The 16,800-nt window shown below is 37.0% G+C and carries 18 protein-coding genes; all 18 read right to left on the bottom strand.

Translation table 11 applies throughout. The features are described 5' to 3' along the window. Position 1 precedes the first annotated feature (1 nt). The 18 genes from CA2015_RS20050 to CA2015_RS19965 all read right to left on the bottom strand — a co-directional run bounded on the left by CA2015_RS20050 (position 2) and on the right by CA2015_RS19965 (position 16,533). Positions 2-670: a hypothetical protein gene (locus CA2015_RS20050; RefSeq protein WP_157470553.1), complete on the bottom strand. Its 669-nt coding sequence runs from the start codon at positions 668-670 to the stop codon at positions 2-4. Positions 671-762: 92 nt separating this feature from the next. Next, complete coding sequence (locus tag CA2015_RS20045) at positions 763-2,157, bottom strand: vWA domain-containing protein (RefSeq protein WP_048643511.1); 1,395 nt, start codon at positions 2,155-2,157, stop codon at positions 763-765. A 780-nt stretch (positions 2,158-2,937) separates the two neighbouring features. Continuing rightward, positions 2,938-4,227, bottom strand: a complete 1,290-nt coding sequence (locus CA2015_RS20040; RefSeq protein ID WP_048643510.1) for a toxin-antitoxin system YwqK family antitoxin — start codon at positions 4,225-4,227, stop codon at positions 2,938-2,940. Between the two features lie 227 nt (positions 4,228-4,454). Further along, positions 4,455-4,796 (bottom strand): hypothetical protein, encoded by a 342-nt coding sequence (locus CA2015_RS20035; RefSeq protein ID WP_048643509.1) that lies wholly within the window; start codon positions 4,794-4,796, stop codon positions 4,455-4,457. Positions 4,797-4,914: 118 nt separating this feature from the next. Further along, a complete protein-coding gene (locus tag CA2015_RS20030) occupies positions 4,915-5,391 on the bottom strand; it encodes a hypothetical protein (protein ID WP_048643508.1) in 477 nt (158 codons plus the stop codon). A 440-nt stretch (positions 5,392-5,831) separates the two neighbouring features. Next, positions 5,832-6,176 (bottom strand): dihydrofolate reductase family protein, encoded by a 345-nt coding sequence (locus tag CA2015_RS25235; protein WP_240477854.1) that lies wholly within the window; start codon positions 6,174-6,176, stop codon positions 5,832-5,834. A gap of 339 nt (positions 6,177-6,515) precedes the next feature. Further along, positions 6,516-6,947: a hypothetical protein gene (locus CA2015_RS20020; RefSeq protein ID WP_157470552.1), complete on the bottom strand. Its 432-nt coding sequence runs from the start codon at positions 6,945-6,947 to the stop codon at positions 6,516-6,518. A gap of 480 nt (positions 6,948-7,427) precedes the next feature. Continuing rightward, complete coding sequence (locus CA2015_RS20015; RefSeq protein ID WP_048643506.1) at positions 7,428-7,772, bottom strand: hypothetical protein; 345 nt, start codon at positions 7,770-7,772, stop codon at positions 7,428-7,430. Positions 7,773-8,249: 477 nt separating this feature from the next. Further along, positions 8,250-8,675 (bottom strand): hypothetical protein, encoded by a 426-nt coding sequence (locus CA2015_RS20010; protein ID WP_157470551.1) that lies wholly within the window; start codon positions 8,673-8,675, stop codon positions 8,250-8,252. 476 nt (positions 8,676-9,151) lie between these two features. Then, a complete protein-coding gene (locus CA2015_RS20005; RefSeq protein ID WP_048643504.1) occupies positions 9,152-9,841 on the bottom strand; it encodes a DUF4386 domain-containing protein in 690 nt (229 codons plus the stop codon). A gap of 12 nt (positions 9,842-9,853) precedes the next feature. Next, entirely contained in the window at positions 9,854-10,486 is a 633-nt protein-coding gene (locus tag CA2015_RS20000) for an NAD(P)H-dependent oxidoreductase (RefSeq protein WP_048643503.1), read from the bottom strand. Between the two features lie 7 nt (positions 10,487-10,493). After that, complete coding sequence (locus CA2015_RS19995) at positions 10,494-11,222, bottom strand: GNAT family N-acetyltransferase (RefSeq protein ID WP_048643502.1); 729 nt, start codon at positions 11,220-11,222, stop codon at positions 10,494-10,496. A 1-nt stretch (position 11,223) separates the two neighbouring features. Then, a complete protein-coding gene (locus tag CA2015_RS19990; protein ID WP_048643501.1) occupies positions 11,224-11,670 on the bottom strand; it encodes a DMT family transporter in 447 nt (148 codons plus the stop codon). A gap of 7 nt (positions 11,671-11,677) precedes the next feature. Beyond that, positions 11,678-12,655, bottom strand: a complete 978-nt coding sequence (locus CA2015_RS19985; protein ID WP_048643500.1) for a cyclase family protein — start codon at positions 12,653-12,655, stop codon at positions 11,678-11,680. Positions 12,656-12,716: 61 nt separating this feature from the next. Beyond that, positions 12,717-13,301: a Crp/Fnr family transcriptional regulator gene (locus CA2015_RS19980; protein WP_048643499.1), complete on the bottom strand. Its 585-nt coding sequence runs from the start codon at positions 13,299-13,301 to the stop codon at positions 12,717-12,719. A 495-nt stretch (positions 13,302-13,796) separates the two neighbouring features. After that, the gene (locus CA2015_RS19975; protein ID WP_048643498.1) at positions 13,797-14,222 is read right to left on the bottom strand and encodes a hypothetical protein; all 426 of its coding nucleotides are present in this window, start codon (positions 14,220-14,222) and stop codon (positions 13,797-13,799) included. A 194-nt stretch (positions 14,223-14,416) separates the two neighbouring features. Then, positions 14,417-15,511 carry a DUF4185 domain-containing protein gene (locus CA2015_RS19970; protein ID WP_048643497.1) on the bottom strand — a complete coding sequence of 365 codons (1,095 nt, stop codon included), beginning with the start codon at positions 15,509-15,511 and terminating at the stop codon, positions 14,417-14,419. A 257-nt stretch (positions 15,512-15,768) separates the two neighbouring features. Further along, positions 15,769-16,533: a hypothetical protein gene (locus CA2015_RS19965; protein ID WP_048643496.1), complete on the bottom strand. Its 765-nt coding sequence runs from the start codon at positions 16,531-16,533 to the stop codon at positions 15,769-15,771. Positions 16,534-16,800 lie beyond the last annotated feature (267 nt).

Here is a 16,800-nt window from a genome sequence, read left to right as displayed (position 1 = left end):
ATTAAGAGAACAGTGAATAGTTGATATACAGTTTATTTCCTTTTCTCCACCTAATCCAACCTTTTCCCTTTTCTTTAAGCTGCCCATCAACAAATTTGCCGTAAAGCCATTCTTCATTGACTATTAAAGGCTGAATAAACTCATATTCTATAGCTATTTCTCCTGCTTGTTCAAAAGGCTTGAGCCGTACTTTTCCCGAATTTTCTTCCTTAAGCTCCACACTGTTAACCGTCATTAAAAATTCAGTCCATGAAAAAAATTCCCCTTGGTTCTTGTTCAGATAAGACACTTGGGCATTGTCCTTATTGGCAATCACTTTTAAAAAATCATGGCCAATACCCAAAACTTTAAAATACAAGACACCATAATCTAATTTAAGGTGTTCCGGATAAAGCCAAGGAGGAGCGTAAGAGGTGCTAAATTCACCAAATTGGTTTTGGGTAAAAACAACACTATCCATAGGCAAATGTTCTGTCAAACCCTTCTCTAAATTTACATTCCCATAAAAATACAGGCTTGGGTTTTCATAAAAATTCGGTTTAAAAAATCCTATCCCATTTTCAGGACCTTCAATCTGCTCAAACAAAGGCAAAGCCTGTACTGAATTTCCCTTGATTAATCTTCCACTATCCCCTCTTGGACTAACAGGTGGCTGGTTAAATGGAACCATTGACAAGCTTATTATTGTCCCAAAAAACAGTAGAGTCCAATAATTCAAGCATTTAAAAATGGATTTTATCTTAAAATAAATATTTAACATTCTTAAAAATTTAATGTTTTGGTATGGGTTTCTCCTGCTTTGACTTCCACTTCTATTGTTTGTGCGGCTTTTTCTTTATGCGCTCCCAATGGTCGGATGGTTACCACATAATTGCCTGGGTTTAATAGAAATTTGGCTCCTTTATTATAAGTTCGGGCTCCAGCAACACTTTTGCCGGACTTTTCTTCTTTTATGGAAACTACCGTATCTATGTTCTCTCCTCCAACCTGAGTATAAATTTCAAACGCTCCCGTTTTAAAATCATAAACCAAGGGCAAAGTTTTTGCAGCAGCAATGACGACGCTATCCAACTCGGTATTCGTTTGTAGCCCTTCCATTTTCAATGCCTGAATGGCTACTTTATATACACCGGGATTGACTTCAACTTCCTTTTTGGCCCCATAGGTTCTGGTGGTGGCCACTACCTTTCCATTGTTATCAATTACCTTGACCATACTGTCCCAGCCCTCCCCATTATTTGAAGTAAATACATCCAATTTACCACCATCAAAGGAGATCGTTTGGTGGCCAATGGTGTTTTCAAGACTTTCCACATTATTTACCGTAATCATATTTACATCACTTCCCTCCAATGGAACCACTTCAAAGTTGTATTTACTTGGAGGTAAATAGAAATACCCGGTATCCCGATAAGTCCTCAGCATAATAGTTGCTCTCTTGGCAACTATATCATAGGCTTTGACATAAACATCCATTGGCTTGCCATTCTTAACGGCATAAACAGAGAAATTATTGGCAGGCTTATCCACAGTAGAAGCAGTGGCTACATTGAGGATTTCTCCTAGATTCTCTGCGTTCTCCGCACTAAAATAGCTCCCTTCCCCTGCTCCTGCTGCACACCTCAATTGCTGGGTATCTTCTTCCTTTAAGCCAAAGCCGATGATATGCAATTTAAAATCAATGCCCTCCTCTTTGGCGGCTTGGACGATCTCACAAATATTTCCATCACAGGATTCTATGCCATCTGTAATAAGGATAATGGTGGCTTTCTGCTTGGCCGCTCTTAATTGGTCAATGACCAATGTTGCTGAATAAGCCAATGGTGTTTTGCCAAGGGGTTTAATCCCTTTGACGGCTGCTATTACTTCCTTTTTTGTCCCTGTCTCGGCATCCACCATAAACTCCACATCCTCGCAATCCCCTTCCTTACGGTGCCCATAGGCAACAAAGCCTAATTTTTGATGCTCAGTAAGATTTCCTATGGTACTACTCAAGGCATTGGCGGCAATTTCCATTTTGGTTTTTCCTTGCATCTGTCCCCACATGGAGCCACTTGCATCGTATATAAAAATAATTGGAGGCTGATTTTCTGGACTTTGTCCTTGGGAGTTGAAAACAATAAATAGGGTCAGGAAAAGGAAGATAGTCTTTTTCATGAGAAGATCTTTTGATTTACAAATCGTGTTGGTGAAGGGAAGTCTATTACCTATACTATAAAAGACTACTTCCAGGCATTGATCTATCTAAAATAGCGATTTTATTTCGTTATTCCGCTAAATACCATGTACTTATGTTGATTAAAAAAATATTATAACACATTTCCAATCCTAAAGGGTTTACAGGTTTGCAGACAAACAGCAGTTTTTTTATTAACCGACCCTGTTGGGGTCGGGTTCGAAAACCAAACCTGTTAACTATATACATATGACTCTTTTTAGGTCAAAATTTATCTGATCACTGTAGTTTAGGTTTTAACTTAAATATCCCTTCTGCGAAAATCCTTATTCTTTCTAGCCGCTAAATCGTAAAGTGCAAATTATAGGATCTTTTGGATCATTGCATAAGATTTAGGGTAAGGGCAATGATGCAAGATTAATCACACACTTAGTACTTGAATTGAAAGGATAATAAAAAAAAATTAGACTTACATTTTCAGTCCTATGGCTTACAATTGCATTCCTACAGGTTACATTCCGGTTCCTTCGACTTTCATTTCCGTTCCTTCTGCTTACATTTCTGTTCCTATCGCTTACACTTCTATTCCTTCAGCTTACATCTCCGTTCCTACGGCCTACAATTGCATTCCTTCATGTTACATTTAGATTCCCGCAGGTTTCTTTCCCCTTCCTTCACATTACTTTCCGATTTTTTCGGATAACTAATGCCTTCCTTCCAGGGACTAATGCTTTCCTTTAACTTACCTCCTATCTGCTTTTCTACTTAGGTATGGTGGCAAAAACATCCTTAATGGACTTGGTTAAATTTTCGGGTGTAGGCGGTGAAAACATCGTAACCATCCTTTTTCCCTCTTTGTCAAATACATTATGGGTGAGGACATCACCGGCAGCACTCACCAAGCCTGAGCTTGATGGGAAGCCATTTGGGTAATAGCTTTCCCATTTCCCAAGCAGTACTCCCTCGGAAGCTGTTATCAATATTAATTTTTCATCTCCTCTGATGAATGAGGTTTCACCATGGACCAAGCCGTTTTTGTAATGCACCTCATAACTAAATCTATCCTCGTTATTCTTGATATAGTCAGGATAAATCCATAAACCCTCTTTTTTACCTTTGGCATATTTGCCTTGCATTTTAATGGTACCCTCCTCATTATAATGCGTACAATCCCCTTGAAGCACTCCATTGAAATAGTGCATTTCGGATTTTAAAGTACCGAAAGTATAGTAGGTTTGTAGCTTTCCAACAAGCTGTTCTTTGGCATTGCGATAGCCTTTCTCATGAATTTCCCCATTGGCATGGTAAGTGCTAAAGGGGACGGATTTATGTGTAACTGTCTTTGTCTCATAGGTGACCTTAGTCGTCGGCTGTATTTCTTGCTTAGGGATGGACTTAAAAAACGTTCTCATTGCTTCTAGAAAAGTTTCGGTTTTTTCCTTACTGACCCCAACCTTGTCTACAAACTCCCCATCCTCCGTATAGATGCCCCGCAAGGTAAATTGATTGTCACTGGAAATAAAGCCTACAGCCCATAAATTATCGCTATTGTCGTAATACATTTCCCATATTGTATTAGGTGCGGGATTGCCTAAAAATGCATGCATGGAGCGGATTTTATGCGTTCCTTCATAAAGGATGGTCTCTCCGTGTAGTTGGCCATTTTTATAGTTCACAGAGAAGCGATATGGAAGCCCATCTTTAGAGGTAGCGTAGTTATTATAGACCCAAAGCCCTTCTTTTTTGCCTTGCACATATAGCCCTTCCCTGCTTATTGAGCCATCTTCATTGTATTGAATGCATAACCCATTCGGTACACCATTGTCGTAAACGGCAGTCATGGATATTTTTTCAGAGGGAAAGAAAATCGTTAGAGTATCAACGAATTGCTTGTTAGCATTCACAAAACCCTTTTTGTAAATATTGCCATTGGCATGGTATTCTACATAAGGGCTGGGTTTAAACACTACCCTATTGTATTTTACTTGCGCCTGGACAAGACTAACTATAGCAAAGGAAAAAACAAGAAAGATAAGCGCACGTAATACCATGATTCTACACCTGTTATAGCGGATAAAGCTAAAGGTATAAAAATGTCAATAAAAATACCCCAATCAATAGTACATTCTTATAGACAAATTTGAATGCAATTGGCCGGTGGTGAAACAGCTTGGGCAAACCATAAGGCCATCAATGTATGGCTCAGAAAAAAAGGCGAATTCAGCTTACTTTTGAATTAACAATTTACCAGTGGATAAGTAACCTGCGCTACTGCCAATTACAATTTAAATCCGCTTAGGTGGACCATATTAGTGAAGTACTTGGGATTTAAAATCAGTTCATTAAGGATTTTCTCCATATTTTTACCCAATTCATAATCACTGGTATAGGAGACAAAGACATCTCCTTCAGGGGCAAAATATACCTTTGAAACATCCAATTTGCTATCCTTGGCACCGGTTTTTAAAAGGATTTCCCACAGTTCCCCTTGCAATAAATCATATTTATCCACCAACATATAGACAAAATCATCGTCAGGTTGTTCCGGTAACCAAACGGTATAATTACCGTTTATTTTCGACCTTTCCACCCTACAGAGATATACTTTACTGGTTTCCATTTCATCACTATTTTTAAAGAAAGGCCTAAATTTTTACCTTAACAACACTTAGCTGTAGGCCATATATTAGTAAGAAAATTACATAAACATTTTGCTAGTTATTTGTGCTTTTTTATTTTCACTTCACTCTTTTAAATTGATAGTTGTACCTGTCACAACAAGGAGAATATAAATTTAAAGTATCATTTCCTATAAATTCTACATATTTTTCTGAGTCTATAAAAAATGAATTTGATTTTTTATCTTTTTCAGATACAACTATCCATCTTAGGTCATTAGTTGTCTGTATTGCTGGAGAAATTTTGCCATATTCGAGAAGGCTGTTATTTTTAACAAAACCATAAATTCCATATTCTTTTATCACCAAATACTGAAAATTCAAGTCATGTCCACTTCCCGAAAATCCTCCAGAAACAGTATATAATTCCCATGTACCATAAATTTTAAAATTTGATTCAGTAAAAATTTCAGAGTCAAAATATTTTTCCGTTTCCAGATCTTGAAGGGTTGTATGAGGTTCAATAGTGTCTTCTTCACAAGAATTTAATCCACTTATTAATATGAAAAGAATAAGTGTAAATTTAAAGGTTTTCATTTTCTGATATTTTAAGATGTATACCTAAGTCGCCTTTTATTCTCAATTGATTTCTTCAGCATAACCGCTACCAATTGTATAAAGCTATGTTTTAGCTGGGAGTTACATAAAAATCAACTATGCACTCAGCCCCTTCTGCTTATTTTCCCTGTCAAATTAATCATTCCAAACAAAGTATCCAGTAAATAGACTAAGAATTTAATGGGAACTGTTGACAATAGACTATAAAATGTTGATGAGACGAAAAGGTTATCAGGCTATCATTACAGGCACAATTCAAAAAATTTTCTGCTAGCTAAAGCCCTCAATTAAATCTATCCTATCCCCATAGCAGAAAGCTACCAAAGACTGAGTCCAATCCTGATCGATCAGGGCTACACAGAATTGAAACCATAATCGTATCATAGCGGTTTAACTGGGAGTGTAAATTAATGCTGTTTTCAATTCGCATATTTTAATACGGTTATTCCACACTCATAAGCTTTTGCTTCTTCCAACTTCAACTCCTTTTTATAGTCAGTTTTTTCAAATATTGGCATTCCGTCACCTAAAATATAAGGGTTAATAAAAAAGTAATAATCAACAATCAAATTTTCTTTGATTAGTGATGAAACAAATGATCCCCCACCATAGGCTATCAGGTCATTCCCTGCTAAGGATTTTAATTTTTGTATCTTATCTATCAAATCTCCCTTTTCCAAAATGGTATTTTCCCATTTCGAGCTTTCAAGTGTTTTGGTAAAAACTATTTTCTTAGAATTATTAATTTTTTCAGCACCTTCCAATTCCTTATTTGATCTCCAGTATGAATAAATCCTTCTGACAGTTTGCGACCATAAATTATAGTGTCAGTTAATTCCGTTATTTGGGTTACGAAATCTTTTAGCATATCATCCCAATTCCAAATCATCCAGTCCATTTCTCCATTAGGACCAGCAATGAATCCATCACTTGAAAGTTGAATTTAAAGTTTTAATTTTCTCATTTTCAATTATTAAAACATATGTTAATACATAGTTGGCATAGAGGTTTTGCTTATTTGGATTATATCCTTTCTACTTTTGCTTAATAAATTTGTTAAAATAAACATTTCAAATCAGAAATTCAGCGACGATCCTAAATTTTTAATTCAAACTATAATATACAAGTTTAGGTTGCTTTTTTGGATGCTTCCAGCTTCTGTAAATCAGCCTGGATTTAATTTCCCAATTTTTTGATTCTTTCTTCAAGCTAACGCGCGTATTGTTACATGAAGCTGTATAAAATTTCACTATAGCCTTATTCTTATTAATTTTTATCTTTTTGATAATTCCTTTTTTTTTAGCTCCACTATTGTTACCATTAAGTCCTTGAAATTCAACATTTCCATCATTAAAAATATAATACCCAGATCCATGAAATAATTTATATTCATTGTTATCTTCTTTACCAATATCAGCCATATATTTACTGATAACTGAATCAGCCAATACAATCCTCATCAACGTAGTCTTTGAATCCTGTGCAAACAAGCATAATGAAAAAAAGGTTAAACTCAAAGTAAATAAATATTTCATAGCAGATATTATTAGTTTACAAAATTAAGATGTTCAATAACTTTAAAAGTTTAATATAATATTTAGTTTTATAATTTCAAATATTTAGACTTTTGAATCAGTTACGACACTAAATTACCGGAGATGATATTGGTAAATAGTTATGCTTTTATAGGGGTGTTGTATAATTTGACTACACACCCCACTCCTTTTTAATTTACCTTTTAAATTAAGAAATTCGGTCAAATATTCCATCGGGTAGACTAAGAATATAATAGAACCTGTTGAAAATGGTCTGGAACTAGTTAAAGGAACAAAAGGATTATTGGACTATCATTACTGGCGAAATTTTATAGTTTTACTGCTACCTACCCACCCAATAAAATCTATCCAACCCCCATCGCAGAAAGCTACCGGAGGATTAGGTCCATCACCCTTATAATGAACCGGAGCCTTAATCGCATTATTGTAGCTTAATTATTGGCGTTCTTTTTTTATTTTTTAATTAGCTAAGGGCCACAATAGATATATTGAAAAAATTACTATCAAATAAGTAAATACCCAGATAATTGCTTGACTTGCAGCACCCTTAAACTCAATATTAAATATTTTAAATTCTACTTGGTCTGAAATTATTCGGAGAACAAGCACTAAAAACAAGGAGGCTGTCCCAGCAAGAGGAATGCCTAATGTAGCTGCTGTGTGTTCTTTTGCGATTTCTATCCAATTCGTATCGTTAGTAAATACATTTAAAATCTTAAAAGCCAAATATGTATGTACAACCATGATAACAATAGCTGCTGCCCAAGAAAAAACTTGCTTTAGTTTGGAAGAAAAATCGAGCATACTTCTTTAGTTTGTATATAAATGTGCGCCAACAATTGTATTTAAGTAGGTTTACCGATGGAATTTCGTATATATAAACTCACTATACCCTTTCTGCTTTTGTTCTTGTAAATTAAGAATTTCAGACAAGGAATCCAGTAGATAGCCTAAAGTTTTAATGGAAACTGTTGAAAATACGCTGTAAATCATTGTAAAAGTATGGTTTTGAAGGATCAAGAAGACCGTGAATACATTTAAGGTTGAAATATTATTTGGTTCAAGTTAGCAACATTAAGGTGCTTTTGATCAGGCTTCGTGATTTTTATTAAAAGCAGTTATTTTTTCCAATGGATCCACGCAAAAAAAATGTGAAACTTATTCCCTTATAGTCTAATTACAAACCCGTTATTCGACCCCTTCGACAGGCTCAGGGTCCGATTAGGGGCTTGTTTCTGGAACCAGAATACTTAGGTATTGTATTGTCGTTTTTAATTTAACCTATTCAATTTTGATTGTCACCAGGTTCCGTCCTTCCCCTTTTATTCTCCCTTTTCTTTTTGCATAAATCAGTTTAATTATTTCTGCTCTTGAATCTGCAACTACTGTGTCAATTGGGGTTTCAATTTTTAAGTAGTCGGTCCGTAATTCTCGATCCTTAATTTTAACGTTAAACATCGTTCCTGTGAAAATGGATAGAACAGTCATTGAACTGTCAGGTTGTAAAATAACAACTGAACTGTCTGAGCTTGGATTGGTCGGAAAATTATGTATTTGACTCTTGTCCGAATAATTGAGGCCAGGTCGGACAGTTACTCTGGCGGCATGGTCCGAAGTGTTGTCAATGGTCAATACCTTAAATCCCTCGCAACTGTTTAACAGCGTAGAGATTATTAGAAGTGTCAATATTTTCGTTAACCGTCTCATTTTAATACTCTACTATGGTTTGGCTATGCCTGGTGAAAACCCGCAAGGAGCTATAAAGTAATTGTCTCAGGATTTATACATAGCTTAGATTTTGTCGATTCACTTGAAATAAAATGGTTGTCACAACGAATTAGTGGAGCCTCCCCAAAAAATGAAAATACTATTTCCCCTTTAGATTGGAACCCATTCCAATAATGATTCAAATTATTTATTTAATAATTCAAAAGACCCTATTTCTAGTAAGTCGAATAACTCACCTTGTTTGGCTTCAAAATTTCCGTTAATGTTAATTCCTTGAAATTTTAATCCCATTTTTTCAAATTAATGCCGTTGGGAAAGTATAAGAGCAGTAGCGGACTTCAAAGTGATTACCTGGCCACTATAGCAAAGATTTATTCAATGCTCAGACCTTAATTTTACCACTATATCCGCTATTGCTTTTATAAATTTTTTTGCTTCAGCATTTTTTATATTTGTTAAATTGTCTTTCTCGTTCCTTTAACCAACAAGTATAAAGTAAAAGATATTTCCCCAATTGCTGCCGAAAAACCTACAATATTGGCTAAAACAAATTGATAGCCGGGAAATATAAAATTACCAAAAGTCTCAAGCATATAGCCCCCAGCAGCTAAAACCATTAATATGCCAAACACTTTCGGGAAAAGTACAGAACGATAGAGCAATATTCCCAATAGCAAACAATGAATACCAAAGAATGCTCCTGCCAAAAGATATCCCGCATTGTGTGCATTCATAAATAGCATTGTCCATGCCTCTTGTTGTTCAATCCCCAAGCTTGACATAATCCCGCTTCTACTAGCCGTTTCTAAGGCCATATAATGGTTCAAGAGATTTAAGCTTCCGATGGCTGGATGTGCCAAAAGCCGGAAAACAGAAGCAATTGCAGCTATAGTTTTATTGACAGACTTCAATAACTGGTACAGTAATATTGAAATGACTGCATCTATCATGAAAGCCAATAAATCGCTTATCAGGCCAAGACGGAAAAGTACTTCGGATGAAATAATGTTTGTCAAGGTTACCTGAGGGTCATCTGGAATAACAATCGTTCCACGCACATATCCTTGGCTAAAACCTGCCAATAGGATCACTAGCAGATATAGGATACCGGTTAGTCTAGCTTTATTTTTTAGTTTGTTGTTCATTTTTCTTCTTTTCTAAGCGCTTAGAAATAATTCTTTAATTGGTTTTCGAACTTTTTTTCTCAGTTGTGCTTCATCACTTTTCGATCTATACCCTACTGGTGCAATTACCGAAGCATTGAGTCCCATTTCGTCCAGACCAAGAATGCGGTTATATGCTTGTTTATCAAAACCCTCCATCGGACAGGCATCTATCTGTCGGTCTGCGCATGCAATAATAAGACTGTTTAGTGCGAGGTAGGTCTGTTTTTCTGTCCAGTTTCTTCGCTCTTCCGAGGTCATATTTGCGATGTTGGATTTAATGGATTCCGCGTACTTTTTAAGACCATGGTCATCTACTATCTGCTGTGTATCAATGATAAGTTGAATGTGATCATCCACGTGTTGATCATGGTTGATCGTGTAGTTACAGAAAATAAACAAATGAGATGCATCCGTAATTTGGGCTTGCTCCCAGGAGGCTTTACGCAGTTCTTTTCGTATCTCGGGGTTCTCTATAATCAATACTTTATACATCTGTAAGCCATATGAAGAGACCGAAAGCCGAATGGCTTCCTTTAGAAAGTTTAAATCATTCTCTGGCACTTTCTTGGAAGGGTCAAAGGCTTTTGTGGCATAGCGCCAATTAAGCTTTTCTAGTAAATTCATTTGTTCTTTAGTTTTGGGGTTTAATAAATGTTTTGATGATAAAATCTTGCTGAAATCCGGTTTTTAGATAGAGCCTCTTTCCCATATCAGAAGCTTGCAGAGTGGCATAGTTAGCCCCCTTCATTCTGCCGATATTCATCATGTGAATAAGTAATTCTTCTGCATAGCCTTTTCTACGCTGTGATGGAATGACACCCATAGAGTGGATACCAGCAAGACCTTGCTGATCCATAAAAAGCACAGCAATACCTACCGGAGCTCCATTATGTTTTCCTATGAAATAATCAATGGAAACCATGGTTCTGTTCACTATGTCAGCACTAATTTCATATCCGAATGCATCCTTAAATAGCTGCGACCAAATTTCAGCCATTGGTTTACTAGTCACTTTTTGAACAATGACCCGATCCACATTGCCAGGAGCGTCTTCGAGATTCACTGACATGGCTATTTGGGTGAGCTTTTCTTGAAACCCACTGGATTTAAGCATGGACTCCCTCATTTCAACATCACCTCCCCAAATAGGGAGTGACAACTTGGTCAAGTTCCATTTGAGCTGAATATCCATGAGTGTCTGTGTGTCTATTGGTTTAGTAAACCACAGTTTGTTAGGCCATTCACCGCTTGCTGCAATGCTTAGGTGATAGCCTGATTCTTCGATGTACTTTCCGGCAAGCCGACCTCCCGTCTTCCAAAGAGCAATCAGATTGTTTATATTTGCTTTGTTTAAATCCATTTTATATTTTGATTAGAATGACACCTGCGATCATCATAAACAACCCTGCAATTTTCTTCATCGTGAATGGCTCCAATGGCATATTAAACCACCCGAAATGCCCAGCAATTGCTGCAAAAAGGAGTTGCCCAGCCAATCCGAAGGTGACAGCCGTTGAGATGCCTACTTTTGGAATGACATAGTAGAAAAGCGTTACAGCCAGAAAACTTAGTAGCCCGCCTAATACCCACATATAGATCGGAATCTCCCTGAGTTGATACATACTTGGAATTTGTCTCACAGTAATTAGTACAGCAATAAGTGTGAAACTCGCAGCCATGGTCAATGCTATGAGCGTTGCTAGCAAGGAATTGTTTAGCAGAATACCCAGCCGAGAATTTATTCCACCTTGGATCACTACCATAACCCCTACCGAAAAGGAAAGAAGTAGTAATGTTGAATTGTTCATGGCTTGACTATTCAGATTTGATGGGAATGGCTAATGGTCGCAAAGGCGAGCCACTTGCTCCTTTGAGCTTAAGTGACGCAGCGATGAAAGCAAATTCATATACTTCATCTTTGGCTAACTCCTCCAGATACATCTGCTCGATGAACATCACCCCTTTTTCTGCCAATAGGTAAGTGTGTACTGGAACCCAGTTATCTTCTCGCTCAGGAGGAAAAGCTTCAAAGCTGAGGTTGTCTGCACCTAAGAGCATGGTTCCCTGTTCTTCGATTAGCCACTTTACTGCATCAAGGCTGATACCTGGATAGTTGTCCAGATAATGATTCGCATCCTCATAAAACTCAGCCTGACCTGTACGCATAACAACAAAATCGCCAGGCTGAAGCTTAAGGCGCTGCTTTTTAAGCGCATCCTGAAGATCATTGACGGTAATCCGATAGTTCTCTGGAAATATCCCTTTCGATGATTTTACATCAATCATTACTCCACGAGCAATGATGGGAGGAATGGTCTCTGCACCAGTCTTTTTCCAACCTTTGTCTCCAAGGTGTTTCTCAGGAGTAAATCCATTCCAGATTTTTCCGTTCAAACCAAAATGGTTGAGTGCATCAATGTGTGTACCCATGTGCGTATACATGGAGATAGCATCCCCTGTGTAACTCACCTTTCGGTTCATGGCTTTACCCAGTCCATTTGGATTGTCAACGGCAGTACCGTTCGGAGTATGGGTCAACCAGTATTGATAGCCAGGATCTCCCAATGAATGGAAGCTAGGCATACCCACGAAATAGTCAACACTTAAATCATAGGTTTTACCGGATTTGATCTGAGACAATACCTCAAAACGTGTGTAATTTGACATTAGATTCAGTGAACCTATTTCATCATCGGATCCCCAAGGGCTTTTACCAACGGTTTCAGTTTGTTGACCTAATACTGTCAACTGGCCTGCAAGCAGCAAGGCTAATACAAAACTTGTCTTTCTCATGATTTGAATTATTTGTTTGTGCAAATTTTCAAACCATGTAGGCCAAATCAATTAAGGTATCTTAAGAAAGCCTTCTTGCAACACTTTTTCGAAGTGCACTGAGGTGTTCTGGCGTTATTCCTAGGTAAGAGGCAATCATATATTGAGGAATCTGTTGTTCCATATTCCTGTATCTACTTATAAATTCATAGTAGCGTTCATCAGCAGTTTGACTCATGGAGTTAATTGTTCGTTCTTGAAGTGCAACATATCCATTTTGAGTTTTAATTCTGAAAAACCGATCCATCATATGTATATTGTCATACAGCTTATTTAGTTGATTTCTGTGAACCTGCAAAACAGTGCAATCGGAAATCGCTTGAATAAAAAATGTGGCTGGCTTTTGAGTTAGATAGGCATAAAGGTCATTTACCCACCAACCTTTAATACCAAATTGAAGAATATGTTCCTTGCCACTATCCTCAATACGGTATAATTTGAGGCACCCTTCTGCAATAAATCGCATATGATTGGATGATTGCCCTTTTTGAAGTAAATACTGTTTTTTCTTTAAATGAATAGGCTTAAATGCATCCTGGATTAGCAAAATATCCTCTTCTTTTAAGGGGACAATTTCTTCAATATTATGAATTAAGGTTTCATGCATCGTAAATCAGTTAATCCCAGATAATTGTGTGCCTTTTGTTGCCGGTGCACAACATTTGTAATAGCTATGTTTTAGCCTCGAGCGGCGTATATATGGATTATACACCCAACTCTTTCTTCTTTATTCATCTCTTAAATTAAGAATTTCAAACAAGGAATCCAGTAGAGATTCTAAAGGTTTATTGGAAACTGTTAAAAATGTTCTGCAAATCTTTGTAGGAGTAGGTATTGGTGGGTCAAGAAATCCGTAAAAGCAATTAAGGTTGAAATATTATTTTGTTCACATTAGCTTCAACAAGGTGCTTTTCCTGAGGCTTCGTGATTTTGATTATAAGCAGTTTTTTTTTTCAATGGATCAACGCTAAAAAAGTGAAATACTCCCTAATAAACTAATTACAAACCCGTTATTCGACCCCTTCGACAGGCTCAGGGTCCGATTAGGGGCATGTTTCAGGAGCGAGAATACTTAGGTATTGTAGTGTCGTTTTCTATTTACCTATTCAATTTTGATTGTCGCCAGGTTCCGTCCTTCCCCTTTTATTCTCCCTTTTCTTTTTGCATAAATCAGTTTAATTATTTCTGCTCTTGAATCTGCAAGTACTGTGTCAATTGGGGTTTCAATTTTTAAGTAGTCGGTCCGTAATTCTCGATCCTTAATTTTAACGTTAAACATCGTTCCTGTGAAAATGGATAGAACTGTCATTGAACTGTCAGGTTGTAAAATAACAACTGAACTGTCTGAGCTTGGATTGTTAGGAAAATTATGTATTTGACTCTTATCCGAATAATTGAGGCCAGGTCGGACAGTTACTCTAGCGGCATGGTCCGAAGTGTTGTCAATGGTCAATACCTTAAATCCCTCGCAACTGTTTAACAGCGTAGAGATTATTAAAAGTGTCAATATTTTCGTTAACCGTCTCATTTATTTAATACCCTACATTTTTCCAAAAATGGACTTTTAGCATCACGTACAATTGTTATGGACTAAACAATTTTGTGCTTAAAACATGGACATTTTTGGCATGCTTAGCAGAAATGTATAAGATGCACGCGAAAGGTCGGAACTGGCTGTAAGCTTAAGCTTTACCTTATTCAGCACCAATAACCTAATCTTTTCTATTTGTCAGTGATGAATTTTCCTCTAATTAGGTTAAATGAATCATTCTCTTTTCGCCCAGTGAATATCAAGGAAAAATTTTTGCCGTCTTTACTTAGCCATTTATTTGCAAAATTCCAATAAAATGTATTCAAAGGAATGAATCCTTCTCCCCATGAATTGTCATAAAGAACAGTAGTCCATGGTCCCCATGGTTCTGGGGCATCAAATATGCCAAGGTTCCCTCGATGAGATTCAGTATGTTCTGTTGTCAAAAAATACCTTTCAAGTTTTGAGTTATAGCTCACATTGATGCTCCAACCAACACCGTCAGGGTTTTCAAAGACAGGTAGTCGTTCGTTTAAATTTTTTGTCCATATTGGCTTATCATTATTGGTGCCCCCAAAAAATGAATACGCATTCTGCACTAGGATAGAGTCCTTATGAACTCTGGCTAAATCGATGAGTCCGGGTTTTTGACAATTTAACCAATCTACTTTATCTTCATAATTATCAGGCCCTTCGTAAGATTGAAAACGTATTAGATACGTGTAAACAAAATCATCTTTAGCATTTTCGTAGTTTTTATCAAAATTGCACACGGTTGGCATCATAATTCCTTCTTCCCTAGTAAAATTCCAATCTACAAATTCCCATGTCGCACCGTGATTATCAGAATAGGCAATCTTTGCTTGATCAAATTGGTCTTCATCGGTTTGAAACATACCACACCACATGTATAAGATTCCATCGATGCTAATAATACCGTAACTTTTAGCAATTAAATTATTATTATTCTCACTATTATGTCCTCCCCATACATTAAAAGCTTTAAAATCATCCCAATTCCCTTCTAAACGCGCTACCCCAATACTAGATCGTCCAAGCTTATTGGTGCCATCAAACCCACCACCATCTCCCCAAACGGTGTATTGCTTGTTATCATCAGCCCATGTAATTGGCCAGTTATCGCTGCCAGGCGCTAGACTAATATGCGTAGACCAGTCAAACTCAATATTTTTAACAACTGGACTTGGCGGATACGGCATATTTTGGGAATATACAATGGTAGCATTTGCAATTAATAAAATTATTATAGATAATTTAACGCTCATTGAGTTTTCAGTTAAAGTTTAGGTGAATGTTGCTTTAAATGATTTATTAGATGATTTGGCATCCAATATAGTAAATAAAAAACTAACCAAGAAAATGCGCAAAATGCCCTCAAGCAGAAACCAAACGAACAGCTCTTCATAGCCTCAAAACTACTTATACATTGCCTATTCTTTTCCTAAATCAACGGGGAGGACCACGAAATTCTGGATTATCACCTTAGAAATAGACTATTTATAATACTGCTTGCTTTAACTTTCTAAACCAATCCGGGAATATTCAAAAGCTGTCCTGATAGCCAAAATTGTCCGTGTACTATTCCACCTACTTTTGGTTCGGTCGAAAAAAATCCCCAATCTGCAAGTACATCTATTTCTCCTCCCAGCGTATCCACAAGCATCCATTGAAATTCCTGACCTGTTAGATCATTTAATTTCTTCTCTGATTGTTTAATTGTTCCGGTAATAATTCCTAAAGCCTCTGGTGTATTGAGCTCAGGGTTTTCATTAGAATTGAATAATCCACTCGGCACAAAGGATTGAGTTGACCATTTTACTCCACCCTCTTGCCCTTGCTCAAATGCTGTTTCATTTTCATAATAATCTATATCCTGAGCAAATGCAGAGAGCTGTATTGCTATGCTTTGTGGAAACTTTATACTTCCCAATGATTTATGGTTTGGAACATCAAAAACAAATGGATAAGCCCCACTTTCAGGATTGCCTGGTTCAGTTGGGTCGGCCCATGAATGAAATGCTCCATCTAACTCGCTTTCCATCCTATCAAGGGAGCCTGTTAAGCACACATTCCTTTTACTAATTCCTTTATAATGAGGTTTAACACCTAACAATTCATGATTCAAATTGCTTTGTATCCAAAGCTCTGCACCGGAAGAATCTGAATATTGAAAATAAGTACCTTTATAAGTTTTAATCGAGCTAGCCTTTGCATAAGCCTTTTTGGCCAATATGTAAAATTCCTCTTCGCTATCTATGTCAAATCCAATATCTGATAAATGACTCATTCTTTCGCTTTTTTAATGCCCCGTTAAATTAAGGATTCCGGACTAGGAATCCAGTGAAGCAAGGGATTTTTAAATTGAATCAGAAAAAAAAGGCCTTTAAACCCGGATTGTGTAATAGGATTTCTCCGCCCTGACAATGTCAGGGGTGAAGCCTGTCCCGTGTTATGGGAAGTGTTGCAATCGCAAGAAAATCGGTCTGTTTGGAGATTTTAGCATAGCACCGCTATGGTGAAATTGAAAACAGCAACGAAGTGGCTGATTTTGAAG

This window comes from Cyclobacterium amurskyense (assembly GCF_001050135.1).
GTDB classification, from domain to species: Bacteria; Bacteroidota; Bacteroidia; order Cytophagales; family Cyclobacteriaceae; genus Cyclobacterium; species Cyclobacterium amurskyense.
This window is presented reverse-complemented; position numbering and strand designations above follow the sequence as displayed.

What these genes read in the sequence shown, in the direction of transcription:
- CA2015_RS20050 (WP_157470553.1), bottom strand. Translation starts at nt 670, where the DNA reads ATGGTTCCATTTAACCAGCCACCTGTTAGTCCAAGAGGGGATAGTGGA.
- CA2015_RS19965 (WP_048643496.1), bottom strand. Translation starts at nt 16,533, where the DNA reads ATGAGTCATTTATCAGATATTGGATTTGACATAGATAGCGAAGAGGAA.
- CA2015_RS19970 (WP_048643497.1), bottom strand. Translation starts at nt 15,511, where the DNA reads ATGAGCGTTAAATTATCTATAATAATTTTATTAATTGCAAATGCTACC.
- CA2015_RS20000 (WP_048643503.1), bottom strand. Translation starts at nt 10,486, where the DNA reads ATGAATTTACTAGAAAAGCTTAATTGGCGCTATGCCACAAAAGCCTTT.
- CA2015_RS19990 (WP_048643501.1), bottom strand. Translation starts at nt 11,670, where the DNA reads ATGAACAATTCAACATTACTACTTCTTTCCTTTTCGGTAGGGGTTATG.
- CA2015_RS20030 (WP_048643508.1), bottom strand. Translation starts at nt 5,391, where the DNA reads ATGAAAACCTTTAAATTTACACTTATTCTTTTCATATTAATAAGTGGA.
- CA2015_RS20020 (WP_157470552.1), bottom strand. Translation starts at nt 6,947, where the DNA reads ATGAAATATTTATTTACTTTGAGTTTAACCTTTTTTTCATTATGCTTG.
- CA2015_RS19975 (WP_048643498.1), bottom strand. Translation starts at nt 14,222, where the DNA reads ATGAGACGGTTAACGAAAATATTGACACTTTTAATAATCTCTACGCTG.
- CA2015_RS20035 (WP_048643509.1), bottom strand. Translation starts at nt 4,796, where the DNA reads ATGGAAACCAGTAAAGTATATCTCTGTAGGGTGGAAAGGTCGAAAATA.
- CA2015_RS19980 (WP_048643499.1), bottom strand. Translation starts at nt 13,301, where the DNA reads ATGCATGAAACCTTAATTCATAATATTGAAGAAATTGTCCCCTTAAAA.
- CA2015_RS20005 (WP_048643504.1), bottom strand. Translation starts at nt 9,841, where the DNA reads ATGAACAACAAACTAAAAAATAAAGCTAGACTAACCGGTATCCTATAT.
- CA2015_RS20010 (WP_157470551.1), bottom strand. Translation starts at nt 8,675, where the DNA reads ATGAGACGGTTAACGAAAATATTGACACTTCTAATAATCTCTACGCTG.
- CA2015_RS20045 (WP_048643511.1), bottom strand. Translation starts at nt 2,157, where the DNA reads ATGAAAAAGACTATCTTCCTTTTCCTGACCCTATTTATTGTTTTCAAC.
- CA2015_RS19985 (WP_048643500.1), bottom strand. Translation starts at nt 12,655, where the DNA reads ATGAGAAAGACAAGTTTTGTATTAGCCTTGCTGCTTGCAGGCCAGTTG.
- CA2015_RS20015 (WP_048643506.1), bottom strand. Translation starts at nt 7,772, where the DNA reads ATGCTCGATTTTTCTTCCAAACTAAAGCAAGTTTTTTCTTGGGCAGCA.
- CA2015_RS20040 (WP_048643510.1), bottom strand. Translation starts at nt 4,227, where the DNA reads ATGGTATTACGTGCGCTTATCTTTCTTGTTTTTTCCTTTGCTATAGTT.
- CA2015_RS19995 (WP_048643502.1), bottom strand. Translation starts at nt 11,222, where the DNA reads ATGGATTTAAACAAAGCAAATATAAACAATCTGATTGCTCTTTGGAAG.